Annotated in this window: 12 protein-coding genes; 7 read left to right on the top strand and 5 right to left on the bottom strand. The window is 60.3% G+C overall.

Translation table 11 applies throughout. The features are described 5' to 3' along the window. Window positions 1-105: 105 nt before the first annotated feature. The 4 genes from N2A41_RS14495 to N2A41_RS14480 are packed head-to-tail and all read left to right on the top strand — an operon-like array spanning window position 106 to window position 3,978. Complete coding sequence (locus tag N2A41_RS14495; protein WP_017965152.1) at window positions 106-1,053, top strand: carbohydrate ABC transporter permease; 948 nt, start codon at window positions 106-108, stop codon at window positions 1,051-1,053. Window positions 1,054-1,062: 9 nt separating this feature from the next. Further along, window positions 1,063-1,902 (top strand): carbohydrate ABC transporter permease, encoded by an 840-nt coding sequence (locus tag N2A41_RS14490; protein ID WP_017965151.1) that lies wholly within the window; start codon window positions 1,063-1,065, stop codon window positions 1,900-1,902. Between the two features lie 47 nt (window positions 1,903-1,949). Further along, on the top strand, window positions 1,950-2,966 hold the full coding sequence (locus N2A41_RS14485; protein WP_245268406.1) for a Gfo/Idh/MocA family protein: 1,017 nt from the start codon (window positions 1,950-1,952) through the stop codon (window positions 2,964-2,966). 10 nt (window positions 2,967-2,976) lie between these two features. Continuing rightward, window positions 2,977-3,978, top strand: coding sequence for an ABC transporter ATP-binding protein (locus N2A41_RS14480; protein ID WP_170276384.1), 1,002 nt, complete (start codon window positions 2,977-2,979; stop codon window positions 3,976-3,978). 69 nt (window positions 3,979-4,047) lie between these two features. Here the strand turns inward: N2A41_RS14480 and N2A41_RS14475 are convergent, their stop codons facing one another. The 5 genes from N2A41_RS14475 to N2A41_RS14455 all read right to left on the bottom strand — a co-directional run bounded on the left by N2A41_RS14475 (window position 4,048) and on the right by N2A41_RS14455 (window position 9,037). Further along, window positions 4,048-5,109: an ABC transporter ATP-binding protein gene (locus tag N2A41_RS14475; RefSeq protein WP_017965148.1), complete on the bottom strand. Its 1,062-nt coding sequence runs from the start codon at window positions 5,107-5,109 to the stop codon at window positions 4,048-4,050. A gap of 12 nt (window positions 5,110-5,121) precedes the next feature. Beyond that, complete coding sequence (locus N2A41_RS14470; protein WP_170262233.1) at window positions 5,122-5,910, bottom strand: ABC transporter permease; 789 nt, start codon at window positions 5,908-5,910, stop codon at window positions 5,122-5,124. Continuing rightward, window positions 5,907-6,800 (bottom strand): ABC transporter permease, encoded by an 894-nt coding sequence (locus N2A41_RS14465; protein ID WP_260109084.1) that lies wholly within the window; start codon window positions 6,798-6,800, stop codon window positions 5,907-5,909. Before N2A41_RS14465 ends, N2A41_RS14470 begins: the two co-directional genes overlap by 4 nt. A 70-nt stretch (window positions 6,801-6,870) precedes the next feature. After that, complete coding sequence (locus N2A41_RS14460) at window positions 6,871-7,974, bottom strand: ABC transporter substrate-binding protein (protein ID WP_162115931.1); 1,104 nt, start codon at window positions 7,972-7,974, stop codon at window positions 6,871-6,873. Between the two features lie 190 nt (window positions 7,975-8,164). After that, the gene (locus N2A41_RS14455) at window positions 8,165-9,037 is read right to left on the bottom strand and encodes a MurR/RpiR family transcriptional regulator (RefSeq protein WP_017965144.1); all 873 of its coding nucleotides are present in this window, start codon (window positions 9,035-9,037) and stop codon (window positions 8,165-8,167) included. 179 nt (window positions 9,038-9,216) lie between these two features. Between N2A41_RS14455 and N2A41_RS14450 the strand changes: the two genes are divergently transcribed. From N2A41_RS14450 to N2A41_RS14440, 3 genes are all read left to right on the top strand, one after another. Beyond that, on the top strand, window positions 9,217-9,987 hold the full coding sequence (locus N2A41_RS14450; protein WP_170276632.1) for an N-formylglutamate amidohydrolase: 771 nt from the start codon (window positions 9,217-9,219) through the stop codon (window positions 9,985-9,987). A gap of 120 nt (window positions 9,988-10,107) precedes the next feature. Beyond that, the gene (locus N2A41_RS14445) at window positions 10,108-11,658 is read left to right on the top strand and encodes an amino acid permease (protein WP_017965142.1); all 1,551 of its coding nucleotides are present in this window, start codon (window positions 10,108-10,110) and stop codon (window positions 11,656-11,658) included. A 153-nt stretch (window positions 11,659-11,811) separates the two neighbouring features. After that, window positions 11,812-13,176 carry a glutamine synthetase family protein gene (locus tag N2A41_RS14440; protein WP_130669022.1) on the top strand — a complete coding sequence of 455 codons (1,365 nt, stop codon included), beginning with the start codon at window positions 11,812-11,814 and terminating at the stop codon, window positions 13,174-13,176. Window positions 13,177-13,316 lie beyond the last annotated feature (140 nt).

Raw genomic sequence — 13,316 nt, 5'->3', positions numbered from 1 at the left:
CAGGGGCGTTTCCTCTCTTTCCAGGTGGCAGAGAGTTAGGGTGAGGCGCAACCGTTTCCACCTGTGCTGCGCCTTGCGGCCAGTCGACAAGAACAGGCAAAAGCCATGAGCGAAACCGACAACGCGGTCGATATCGTCCCGATCAGGCGCCCGGTGCGCTGGCACATCTTCGTCTTCATGTTGCCGGCCTTGATCGTCTATTCCGCCGTCATGGTGCTGCCGCTCATCGAAACGCTCAGGCTTTCGCTCTACAATACGGTCGATGGGCAGCCGGCCTTCGTCGGACTGGCGAATTTCAAGGTGCTGTTCGGCGACGCGCGCTGGGCGCGCGATTTCTGGAATGCGCTGGTCAACAACCTGATCTTCTTTGCCATCCACATGTGCGTGCAGAACCCGATCGGCGTGGCGCTTGCCGCCCTGCTTTCTGTGCCGAAGCTGCGCGGCGTCGCCTTCTACCGCACGGCAATGTTCCTGCCGACGCTCTTGTCGTTCGTCATCGTCGGCTTCATCTGGAAGCTCATCCTTTCGCCGATCTGGGGTGTAGCTCCCTGGCTGATGAGCCTTGTCGGCATGAAGTGGGCCTTCGCACCCTGGCTCGGGCAATCCGGTCCTGCGCTGATTGCCGTGTCGCTGATCTCGAACTGGCAATATATCGGCATTCCGATGATGCTGATCTATGCCGCATTGCTCAGCATCCCCGAAGAGGTGATCGAGGCGGCCGAATGCGACGGCATTACCGGTTGGGCCCAGTTCTGGAAAATCAAGCTGCCGCTCATCCTGCCGGCGATCGGCATCATCTCGATCCTGACCTTCGTCGGCAATTTCAATGCCTTCGACCTGATCTATACCGTGCAGGGGGCGCTTGCCGGGCCTGATATGTCGACCGACATTCTCGGCACGCTGCTTTACCGTACCTTTTTCGGTTTCCAGCTTCAGCTCGGCGACCGCTCGATGGGTGCGACGATCGCCACGGTGATGTTCCTGATCATTCTCGCCGGCGTCTCGCTTTATCTCTTCGTCATCCAGCGGCGCATGCGTCGCTACCAGTTCTGAGGAGCGGGCATGTCCAAGGCACGCACATCTCCAATCCGCACCGGCCTCGTGCATCTGGCGCTCAGCGCCTATACGCTGGTCGCGCTGTTTCCGGTCTTCCTGACCATCGTCAACTCGTTCAAGGATCGTGCCTCGATCTTCCGCGAGCCGCTGATGATCCCGACGCCGTCGACCTTCAGCCTCGTCGGCTATCAGACGGTGCTCGGGCAGGGCGATTTCGCCATCTATTTCCAGAACAGCTTCATCGTCACGATCGTTTCGATCCTGCTGGTGCTGCTGTTCGGCGCCATGGCGGCCTTTGCGCTCTCTGAGTATCGCTTCCGCGGCAACATGCTGCTCGGGCTCTACATGGCGATCGGCATCATGATCCCGATCCGTCTCGGCACGGTGGCGATCCTGCAGGGCATGGTGGCGGCCGGCCTCGTCAATACGCTGACGGCGCTGATCCTCGTCTATACCGCGCAGGGCATACCGCTGGCGATCTTCATCCTGTCGGAATTCATGCGCACGGTTTCGGACGACCTGAAGAATGCCGGGCGTATCGACGGGCTTTCCGAATATGCGATCTTCTTCCGCCTGGTGCTGCCGCTCGTGCGCCCGGCCATGGCGACGGTCGCCGTCTTCACCATGATCCCGATCTGGAACGATCTCTGGTTCCCGCTGATCCTCGCACCCTCCGAGGCTACCAAGACGGTGACGCTAGGCTCGCAGATCTTCATCGGCCAGTTCGTCACCAACTGGAACGCGGTGCTGGCGGCGCTGTCGCTGGCGATCCTGCCGATCCTCGTCCTCTACGTCATCTTCTCGCGGCAACTGATCCGCGGCATCACGTCAGGAGCCGTCAAGTGAGCCAATCCGAAAAGCCGATCCGCGTCCTCGTTGCCGGCCTCGGCAACATGGGCCGCAGCCACGCGCTCGCCTATCACAACAATCCGGGCTTTGAGATCGTCGGTCTCGTCAACCGCTCGACGCCGTCGCAGCTTGCGCCGGAGCTCGAGCAGTACCCGATCCATCCCGATTTCATGACGGCGCTCGCCGAGCTGAAACCGGAGCTCTGCTCGATCAATACCTATTCCGACAGCCATGCTGATTACGCGGTCGCCGCCTTCGAGGCCGGCTGCGACGTCTTCGTGGAAAAGCCGCTGGCAACCACGGTCGCCGATGCCGAGCGCGTCGTGGCGGCTGCCAGGACAGCCAGGCGCAAGTTGGTGGTCGGTTATATCCTTCGCCATCATCCTTCCTGGATGAAGCTGATCGAGGAGGCGCGCAAGCTCGGCCCGCCTTACGTCTTCCGCATGAATCTCAACCAGCAGTCCAACGGCCCGACATGGGAGACGCACAAGTCGCTGATGCGCACGACCTCGCCGATCGTCGATTGCGGTGTGCATTATGTCGACGTCATGAGCCAGATCACCGACGCGAGGGCTGTCGAGGTGCGCGGCATGGGGCTGCGCATGTCGGAAGAGATCGCCGCCAACATGTATAATTACGGTCACTTGCAGGTGCTGTTCGAGGATGGTTCCGTCGGCTGGTACGAGGCCGGCTGGGGCCCGATGATCTCGGAAACCGCCTTCTTCGTGAAAGATGTGATGTCGCCAAAAGGCGCCGTGTCGATCGTCATGGATCCGAACGCCAAGTCCGACGATATCGACACGCACACCAAGACTTCGGTGATCCGTCTGCACACGGCCGAGACCGGCCCGGACGGCAAGTTCATCCGGCCCGACCAGGACATGACGATGGAAGGCGAGCCCGGCCATCAGGAACTCTGTAACCTGGAGCAGGCTTTCATGCTGAGGGCGATCCGCGAGGATATGGACCTCGACCGCCATATGGCCGACGCGGTGGCATCGCTGCGCATCTGCCTTGCCGCCGACGAGAGCGTGCGTACCGGCCAGCCGGTCAGATTGTAAGGGAAAGATAGTGGGATCGCTTCAACTCAAATCCATCCGCAAGACCTATGGCACGCATGAGGTGCTGAAAGGCATCGACCTTGAGGTCGAGGACGGCGAATTCGTCATCTTCGTCGGGCCCTCGGGCTGCGGGAAATCGACGCTGTTGCGCAGCATTGCTGGCCTCGAAGACGTCACGTCGGGCGCCGTCGTCATCAATGGCCGCGACGAGACGCTGACGCCGCCGGCCAAGCGTGGAATCGCCATGGTGTTCCAGTCCTATGCGCTCTATCCGCATCTGACGGTCAAGGACAATATGGGGCTTGGCCTCAAGCAGGCCGGCACCGGCAAGGACGAGATCGACAAGCGTGTCAGCAAGGCGTCCGGCATGCTTTCGCTGGAACCCTATCTGGCGCGCCGGCCGGCCGAGCTCTCCGGCGGCCAGCGCCAGCGTGTGGCGATCGGCCGTGCCATCGTGCGCGAACCGGAACTCTTCCTGTTCGATGAGCCGCTGTCGAACCTCGATGCGGCGTTGCGCGTCCAGACCCGCCTCGAGATCGCCCGACTGCACCGCAGCCTGAAGGCGACGATGATCTATGTCACCCACGACCAGGTCGAGGCGATGACGCTTGCCGACAAGATCGTCGTTTTGAATGCCGGGGCGATCGAGCAGATCGGTTCGCCGATGGAACTCTACAAACGACCGGCCAATGTCTTCGTCGCCGGCTTCATCGGCTCGCCGCAGATGAATTTCATCGCGGCCGAGAAAGTCGGCGATCACAGTGCCAAGACGATCGGCGTTCGTCCCGAACATATGACGCTGTCGCGCGAGCAGGGGACTTGGGCTGCGAAGGTCGTGCATGTCGAGCATCTCGGCGCCGACACGATCATCTATCTGGAATCCGACCAGTGCGGCCTGTTGACGGCACGCCTGTTTGGCGAGCACCAGTACGAGCCGGACGAGATCGTCTATGCGACACCGGACCAGGCGCATGTCCATCGCTTTGACGTCGACGACCAGGCGATCCGCTGAACGATCCAAATTTCCGACAACAAAAGGCGCCGTTTTGCGGCGCCTTTTGCATGAGTGGGATTGGCGAAATCAGTCGCGGATGATGAGCAGGTCGGCTGCCATGAAGCGCAGCGTTACCGTTTCGCCGGCCTGCGGCGGGGTAGTGCCCGGGCTGTTGAACATGTCGAAGGAGATGACGTTGCCGCCGACATTCATGCGGGTGCGGATGACCGACCCCAAGAAGTGGGCCGAAACGACCTGGCCGGTCAGCGCCGTGTCGCTCTTGACGCTGTCGGAGAGCGAGCCCGCTTCCGGGCGTAGCGCCAGCGAGATGGTTTCTCCGGCCTTGTGGGCAGCGACCGATTGCTTCAGCGTTATACCCTGATCGCCGATCTGGATGCGGTTGGTATCGGGATCGACGACCTTGGCCTCGATGAGGTTCAGCGTGCCGACGAAGGAGGCGACGAAACGCGTTGCCGGCGTATTGTAGATCTCGAAAGGCGAACCGATCTGGTCGGCCTTGCCGGCATTCATGACGACGATGCGGTCGGAAATCGACAGGGCTTCTTCCTGATCATGGGTGACGAAGACCGTGGTGATGCCGAGCTGCTGCTGGATCTGGCGGATTTCCTCGCGCAGCGACACGCGGATCTTGGCGTCGAGTGCGGAGAGCGGCTCGTCGAGCAGCAGCACCTGCGGCTTGACGGCAAGCGCACGGGCAAGGGCTACTCGCTGCTGCTGGCCGCCCGACAGTTGATAGGGGAAGCGGTCGGCCAGGTGATCGAGCTTGATCAGGCCGAGCATTTCCTTGACGCGGGCGTCGATTTCAGGTTTTGGGGCGCCGGCGACCTTGAGACCGAAGGCGACATTGTCGTGTACCGTCATGTTGGGGAAGAGCGCGTAGGCCTGGAACACCATGCCGATATTGCGCTGGTTCGGCTTCAGCGCGCTTTGGTCCTTGCCGTTGATGGTCAGCGTGCCGCCGGTTGGCGTTTCGAAGCCGGCGATCATGCGCAGAACGGTCGTCTTGCCGCAGCCCGACGGTCCGAGGAAGGAGACGAACTCACCCTTCTCGATCGTCATGTTGAAGTTCTTGACGACCTGAACCGGGCCGAAGGATTTCTGAATGTTGGTCAGCGTGAGAAAAGACATGAGCCAGATACCTTAAGCCTTTGCCGGGCGGGCTTTGCCGACGCGGGAAACGATGTTGAGCAGGCCCATGCTGAGCCAGGTGATCGAGAAGGCGATGACGGCAAGCGCCGAAGGCTCATAGGCCTTGTTGGCGCCGACGAGCTGCAGGTAGGGACCGAAGGCCGGACGGTTCAGAAGTGCGGCAAAGGTGAATTCGCCCATGACGATCGCGAGCGTGATGAAAGCGCCTGAGAGCACGCCGCTCATGACGTTCGGGAAAATGCATTTGAACATGATGGTCGTCCATCGGGCGCCGAGGCTTTCGGCCGCTTCCGTCAGCGTGCGGACGTCGATGGCGCGCATGGCGGTATCGACGGCGCGGTACATATAAGGCAGAGACAGGGTGATATAGGAGAAGACCAGCAGGACATTGGTGCCGGTCGTCGAACCCGTCAGCGGCAGGTAGGACGACGAATTATACATCCTGAGGTATCCGAAGACAATGACGATCGCTGGAATGACAAGCGGCAGCAGGGTGATGAATTCGACGACCGGACGCATCTGCGGCAGCCGCAGCCGCACCCAATAGGCTGTCGGCACGACGAGCAGCATGCCGAAGACGATGGTGAGCAACGCCATCAGCATGGAATAGCCGAAGGTCTCCCGGAACTGAATGTCGGAGAATACCGACTTGTAGGCATCGAGGCTGTATTCGCCGCGACGCATGCGCAATGAAAACTCGATTGTGCCGATCAACGGAATGACGAAATAGGATGCACCTAGAATGACGGCGATCCAGGCTCCGAAACGCTGAGCTTTCATTTCTGCCACCGTTCTGCGCGCATGCGCAGCATGAGATAAAGGACGTTGGAGACGCCGGTGATGACGATCATGCCGAGCGCGATGGCGTAACCGAGATTGGCATTGTGCAGAACATCGCCGCGGATCTGCGCATAGAGCAGGATCGGCACGATGTTCAGCGAGCTGCCGGTCAGCGCGAAAGCGGTGGCAATGGCGCCGAAAGCGTTGGCGAAGAGCAGCAGCGTCGTGCCCAGCAGGCTCGGCCAGAGGATCGGCAGCGCGACCATCGTCCAGTACTGGCGGTTGGTGGCGCCAAGGATCTGTGAGGCTTCGCGCCATTCCTTCTTCATGCCGTCGAGGGCGGGCGTCAGAATCAGCACCATCAGCGGGATCTGGAAATACATGTAGGTGATGGTGAGGCCGAAGAAGGACAGCAGATTGAAGCCGGTGCCGTAGAGATTGAAGCCGAACCATTCGCGCAGGAAAATCGTCACAAGCCCGGTGCGGCCGAGCGTTGCGAGAAAGGCGAAGGCGAGCGGCACGCCGGCAAAATTCGAGGCGACGCCGGAGAAGGTCAGGAGCGTCGAGCGGACGGAGGCGGGCAGGCCGCCGAGCACGACGGCCCAGGCGAGGAAGAAGCCGATCAGCGCACCGCCCAGAGCCGACGCCACCGACACACGGATGCTGATCGAGTAGGCGCTCATGATGGATGGGGTAAAGAGATCACCGATATTCTTCAGCGTCAAATCGCCCTCGGGCGCCAGGAATGCGCCCGCCACAAGATAAAGCGTGGGGATGATCAGGAACAGCAGCGAGAAAATGATGAAGGGTGCAATGCCGAGCCAGTCGATCACGCGATCTCTGTTGATCAAGGGGGCGCTGCGCACCATAGGCGTTGAAACGGTGCTCATGGAAAAGCTCATCCTGGGGCGTCGGAGTGAGAAACCTCCCCGCCTTGCGGCGGGGAGGCAGGATCAGAGGTTACTTGACGGCGGCGCCGACGACGGAATCCCAATTCTTGGTGATCGCTTCCTTGCCGGCAGACTGTTGTTCGAGCGTCGGGAAGACAGCCTTTTCATAGGATGCAGCCGGCGGCAGCTTGTCGAGCAGTTCCTTCGGGATCTTGTTGTTCTTGGCAAGATCGTTGAAGCGGATCGGGTGGCAATAGCCCTTCAGCCAGCCGAGCTGACCTTCGTCGGAATAGAGGTATTCCATCCAGAGCTTCGCAGCGTTCGGGTGCGGAGCGAAGGCGGAGATAGCCTGGACGTAGACGCCGGCAACGACGCCGGTCTTCGGAACGACGACCTCGAAGGGAGGATTGCCCTTCAGGCTTTCGCCCCAGGAGAGGGCGTTGTAATCCCAGGCAATGATGATCGGCGTCGAGCCCTGGGCGAACGGAGCCGCCTTGCCGACGACCGGCACGAAATTACCGCTCTTGTTCAATTCGGCGAAGAACTTCAGGCCCTCTTCGCCTGCCTTGGCCGCGTCACCGCCGGATGCGGAAAGACCAGCGGCATAAACGCCCTGGACAGCCTGGTTGGCGGCGCGCGGATCGCCTGCGAGGGCGACGCTGTTTGCGTAGTCGCTCTTCTTCAGATCGGCCCAATCGGCCGGCGATTCCTTGACGAGATCCTTGTTCACGAGGAACGAGAGGACGCCATAATAATCGCCGTACCAGTAGCCGTCGGCATCCTTGGCGGTATCCGGGATGGAGTCCCAGGTGGAGACCTTGTAAGGCTGGATCAGGCCGTCTTTCTTGGCGGACGGGCCGAAAGAGAGGCCGACGTCGATGACGTCAGGAGCCTGCGGGCCGGTGTTGCCCTTGTTGGCCTTGATGGCTTCGACTTCGTCGCCCGAACCCGCATCCGGGTTGAGCTCGTTGACCTCGAGGCCATACTTGGCCTTGAAGCCGGCAATGACCTCGCCGTAGCCGCACCAGTCGTGCGGAAGAGCGATCGTCGTCAGGGTGCCTTCCTTCTTGGCGGCGGCGATAAGTTCAGCGCTCGGCTCGGCAGCGGCAATCGCGGTCGAAGCCACGATCATCGCAGTAGAAAGCGACAGTAGTCGAGAAATGTTAGAGATCACTGTTGTTCTCCTTCGGGTTTTCAGTGTCTGGCGATGCTGTTAATGAGATTACATGAAGCTTGTGTGACAGTTGGATGACGTTAATTCTGCTGCGAATAGCGGAGGTTGCAGCAAATGTTTTATTTGCGACAACGCCGTCTGCCTTCGCCAAAATCCGTCATTGTTTTTCTTCTGTTTTAGTCTTGTCCTCCTAACCCGGTTTGCGGAAAAGCCTGGTCTGCTCGAACAGGCCTTCCAGTGTCTTCATGCGTTCCTTCGTCTCGTCCCAGGTCGAATTCTGAACGGCCTCGATCAGCGCTTCGACGATGAAAAGGGTGACGACGGAGGAATCCCAGGCCGACGGCGCCTCGATCCGGACGCGGAAGGCATGCCTGGCGAGCTTGGCGGCCGGCGAGCCCCACTGGTCGGTGAAGACGACGATTTCGGCGCCGCGCTTGCGGGCGGCGGTGGCGAGGCTCACCATCTCCTGCTCGTAGCGGCGGATGTCGAAGATAATCAGGATGTCGCCCGCATTCATGTTGAGGGCATATTGCGGCCAGCTGCTGGAATTCGAAGATAGCAGCGTCGTTGCCGGCCGGATCACCTGCATGTGGGTGAAGAAATACTCTGCAAGCGCGCCGGTGATGCGGCCACCGACGAAATAGAGGCCACGCTTGCGGTCGGAAAGCAGCGCGGCGACGCTGTCGAAAGTCGCGGTGTCGAGATCGGTCAGCGTCTGGCGCAGATTGCCCATGATAGCATCGGCGAAACGGTTGAGAATATGGGTGCCCGGGGCATTCTGCGCCCAGCGGTCGTGCTTGGCGATCGGGTTCGAGATCGTCGCCTCGACTTCCTGATGCAGATGCGCCTGAAAGTCCGGATAGCCCTTGAAGCCGAGTTTCTGCACCATACGCACGACGGTTGGCGTCGAGACGCCGGCGTTCTCGGCGATCGTGGTAATGCTGCCGAGGCCGGAGACCGGATAATTGTCGAGCAGGCTTTCGGCCAGCTGCTTCTCGGCACGCGTCAACACCCCCAAATGCGAGTGTATGACGTCCGAAACCGTCTTCGACGCAACTGTCACGTAACTATGCTCCCCGGGATGGTCTGGCGCCACTTTCCCACTCAAAGTTAACAACGCTGTCACAATCCATGTCAACTACTGTCATGAAAAGAAATTTTCAGCAGATGCTTGACACCGGCCGAAACCTGAAGAATTCTTTTCTTCATCAAGAATTTGTTAAGGGAAAAGGAGTGGCGCCTTTGGTGCTGGCCCGGCCGAAAATCCTCAGTGAAGCGGACGGTGACTGCGTCGGGATCGAACGCATCCACGGCCGGAGCCCGGTGCTTCTGATTTGCGAGCACGCCTCGAATGCCCTTCCAGCCCTTTTCGGCGATCTCGGCCTGCCCAGCGAAGCGCTCTCCAGTCACATCGCCTGGGACCCGGGCGCGCTTGCCGTCGCCCGCAACATATCGCAAGCGCTCGACGTGACGCTCGTTTACCAGCGGTTCTCCCGGCTTATCTACGACTGTAACCGGCCGCCCAGTTCACCCGGCGCCATGCCAGATACCAGCGAGATCTACGCCATTCCCGGCAATAAGAATTTGAACCCCGAAGAACGGCTTGCGCGCACCGACGCGCTCTATGTGCCTTTCCACGACGCCATTCGCGGGCTGATCCGCGATCGTCGGGCGAGGGGGCAAGACAGCATCATCGTGACAATGCACAGCTTCACGCCGGTCTATCACGGCCACGAACGCGCCGTCGAACTCGGCATATTGCACGATGAGGACAGCCGGCTGGCCGACCGCATGCTGGAGGCTGCGGCCGAGGCGCCGCTTTACAGAACGGAACGCAACGAGCCTTACGGGCCTGAGGACGGCGTCACTCACACGCTGATCCTGCACGGGCTTTCGAACGGCTTGCGCAATGTGATGATCGAGGTCCGCAACGACCTCATCGCAGACGATATCGGTCAAGGGGTCATGGCCGACTATCTGACAGGTCTGCTCCAGCAAAGCCTGGAAGCCTGAGATAAAAAGAAGACCCGAGGGAGCAGTTTAACTGCGGACGTCCGGATGGCGCAAATGCCGCGGACAATTGGCACTGAACCGGCCGCAATTCCGCGGCCCGGTCGTGAACAGGGGGAAGTCATGTCGGACTATACCGAACTGGACAAGAAGCAGGATGTACACATCCTGCATTCCATGGGTTATGCCCAGGAACTCGAACGACGCATGAGTTCGTTCTCGAATTTCGCAATCTCGTTTTCGATCATTTGCATCCTTTCCGGCGGCATCAATTCGCTCGGGCAGGCGACTTCGGGCGCCGGTGGTGCTGCGATCGGTATCGGCTGGCCTCTCGGCTGCTTAATATCCTTCATCTTCGCCCTCGGCCTCGCACAGATCGGCTCCGCTTATCCGACGGCCGGCGGGCTTTATCACTGGGGTTCGATCCTCGGGAATCGCTTCACCGGCTGGCTGTCGGCCTGGCTCAACCTGCTCGGTCTCGTCACCGTGCTTGGCGCCATCAATGTCGGCACTTTCTACTTCTTTTTCGGCGCTTTCGGTCCGCAGTTCGGCATCGAGGACACGCTTCTTCACCGAGTCGTCTTCGTGGCGATCATCACGGCTCTGCAGGCCGGCATCAACCATTTTGGCATTGGTCTCACCGCCAAGCTCACCGATTTTTCGGGGTATCTGATCTTCGCGACGGCGCTGCTGCTGACGATCGTCTGCCTGGCGGCTGCTCCTAGCTGGGATATTTCGCGCCTGTTCACCTTCGCTAATTATACCGGCACCGAAGGCGCATCGCTGGTTTGGCCGGGCACCGTCTCGACCGGCATGGCATTCCTGCTCGGCCTGCTGCTGCCGATCTACACCATCACCGGCTACGATGCCTCGGCGCATACCTCGGAAGAGACCGTCAAGGCCGCCGTCTCCGTACCGCGTGGCATGGTTTCGGCGGTACTCTGGTCGGCGCTATTCGGTTACATCATGTTGTGCGCCTTCGTGCTGATGATCCCGAACATGGACGATGCGGCAAAGCAGGGCTGGAACGTGTTCTTCTGGGCGATGGACGCTCAGACGAACCCAACGATCAAGAGCATTCTCTACTTCCTGATCTTCGTCTCGCAGTTCCTCTGCGGGCTTGCGACCGTCACCTCGGTTTCGCGCATGATCTTCGCCTTCTCGCGCGACAAGGGCCTTCCGGCATCGTCGGCCCTCGCCAAGGTCAGCCCAAATTTCCGCACGCCGGTCGCCGCCATCTGGACGGGCTCGATCCTTTCGGTCCTCTTCGTTTGGTTCACCTCGGCAATCACCATTGCCGGCACGCCGGCCTATTCGATCGTCGTGTCGTGCACGGTCATCTTCCTGTTCCTGTCCTTCGCAGTGCCGATTGCGCTCGGCCTTGTTTCGATTGGAACGGCGAAATGGCCGACGATGGGGCCGTGGGATATGGGGATCGGGCTGTATAAGGTGATCGCGGTTCTTGCTATTATTTCGATGATCCTGATCTTTTATATCGGCATCCAGCCGCCGAACGACTGGGCGCTGGAGATTACCGTCGGCTTCCTCGTGCTGACAGGCATCGTCTGGTTCGCATTTGAAAACCGCCGCTTCAAGGGCCCGCCGATCGGCGACGATATCGCGAAGCGTCAGGCTGAAATCGCCGCGGCTGAAGCGGCGGTCGGCGAAGCCTGAGAAACAAGCTTCCCTCTCAAATGGCGGGGCCGCACTCTGCGGCCCCATCACCGGTCCAACGAAAAGGCATCCGGCCGGCCAATTCCGGCGATGGCATGCCGTTTCGTTGCCCCGATTTTCGATTTTCCCATTTCTCTTTCAGGCGGGTCAATAATGAGCAGCTACACGATAGACGATCTCAGGAAAGATGTTGCCGAAGGGCGCATCGACACGGTTCTGGCCTGCCAGGTGGATATGCAGGGCCGGCTGATGGGCAAGCGTTTTCAGGCGGAATATTTCGTCGAGAGCGCCTGGAAAGAAACACACAGCTGCAACTACCTGATCGCCACCGACATGGAGATGGAGACCGTGTCCGGCTACAAGGCGACGAGTTGGGAGAAGGGCTACGGCGACTACACGATGAAGCCAGATCTTGCGACGCTGCGTCGTATTCCCTGGCTCGAAGGCACCGCGTTGGTGCTCTGCGATATGCTTGACCACCATACGCACGAGGAGGTCGCCCACTCGCCGCGCGCGATCCTGAAGAAGCAGGTGAAACGGCTCGAGGATATGGGCATGAAGGCCTACATGGCCTCCGAGCTCGAATTCTTCCTGTTCGACCAGAGCTACGAAGCGGCGCAGGCTTCCGGCTACCGCAACCTCAAGCTCGTCAGCGCCTACAACGAGGACTACCACATCTTCCAGACCACCAAGGAAGAAGAGGTGATGCGGGCGATCCGCACCGGGCTGCAGGGCGCCGGCATTCCGGTTGAGAACTCCAAGGGTGAGGCATCGGCCGGCCAGGAGGAGATCAACGTGCGCTACGCCGATGCGCTCGCCATGGCAGACCGGCACGCGATCATCAAGAACGGCTGCAAGGAGATCGCCTGGTCGAAGGGCAAGGCCATCACATTCCTGGCCAAGTGGAATTACAATGCCGCCGGCAGTTCCTCCCATATCCACCAGTCGCTTTGGAGCCTGGAGGAAAAGCCGCTATTCTTCGACCATACCGGCAAATACGGCATGTCGCCGCTGATGCACAATTACGTTGCCGGCCTTCTCGCCCATGCGAGCGAGATCACCTATTTCCTGGCGCCCTACATCAACTCCTACAAACGCTTCATGGCCGGCACATTTGCGCCGACCAAGGCGATCTGGAGCAAGGACAACCGTACCGCTGGGTACCGGCTCTGCGGCGAGGAGACCAAGGGTATCCGCATCGAGTGCCGCGTCGGCGGCTCCGATCTCAATCCTTATCTCGCCTTCGCCGCGCTGCTTGCCGCCGGCATTGACGGGATCGAAAACAAGCTCGAACTCGAAGCCCCTTTCGTCGGCGACGCCTATGGCGGCAAGGGCGTTCGCGAAATCCCACGCACCCTGCGCGCGGCCACGACTGAAATGACGGAATCGGCTATGCTGCGTAAAGCCTTCGGCGACGACGTGATCGATCATTACACCCGTGCTGCCGAATGGGAGCAGGAAGAATACGACCGCCGCATCACCGACTGGGAAGTGGCGCGCGGTTTCGAAAGAGCTTAATAGGCATTTGCGGGTTTGCTTGCCCCTCACCCTAACCCTCTCCCCGTAAAAACGGGGAGAGGGGACGTGCCAAACGCAGCGTCAATGTTGGGGAATACCGGTGCGGTATGTCCCCTTCGCCCCGTTTACGGGGAGAAGGT

This window comes from Rhizobium sp. SRDI969 (assembly GCF_025152725.1).
Classification (GTDB): Bacteria; Pseudomonadota; Alphaproteobacteria; order Rhizobiales; family Rhizobiaceae; genus Rhizobium; species Rhizobium leguminosarum_I.
Note: the sequence above shows the minus strand (reverse complement) of the source record. Positions and strands in the feature narration are given on the sequence as shown.

Excerpts from the sequence above, each read along its gene's own strand:
- N2A41_RS14445 (WP_017965142.1), top strand. The coding sequence starts at position 10,108 with ATGTCGGACTATACCGAACTGGACAAGAAGCAGGATGTACACATCCTG.
- N2A41_RS14485 (WP_245268406.1), top strand. The coding sequence starts at position 1,950 with ATGGGCCGCAGCCACGCGCTCGCCTATCACAACAATCCGGGCTTTGAG.
- N2A41_RS14490 (WP_017965151.1), top strand. The coding sequence starts at position 1,063 with ATGTCCAAGGCACGCACATCTCCAATCCGCACCGGCCTCGTGCATCTG.
- N2A41_RS14495 (WP_017965152.1), top strand. The coding sequence starts at position 106 with ATGAGCGAAACCGACAACGCGGTCGATATCGTCCCGATCAGGCGCCCG.
- N2A41_RS14440 (WP_130669022.1), top strand. The coding sequence starts at position 11,812 with ATGAGCAGCTACACGATAGACGATCTCAGGAAAGATGTTGCCGAAGGG.
- N2A41_RS14475 (WP_017965148.1), bottom strand. The coding sequence starts at position 5,109 with ATGTCTTTTCTCACGCTGACCAACATTCAGAAATCCTTCGGCCCGGTT.
- N2A41_RS14470 (WP_170262233.1), bottom strand. The coding sequence starts at position 5,910 with ATGAAAGCTCAGCGTTTCGGAGCCTGGATCGCCGTCATTCTAGGTGCA.
- N2A41_RS14465 (WP_260109084.1), bottom strand. The coding sequence starts at position 6,800 with ATGAGCACCGTTTCAACGCCTATGGTGCGCAGCGCCCCCTTGATCAAC.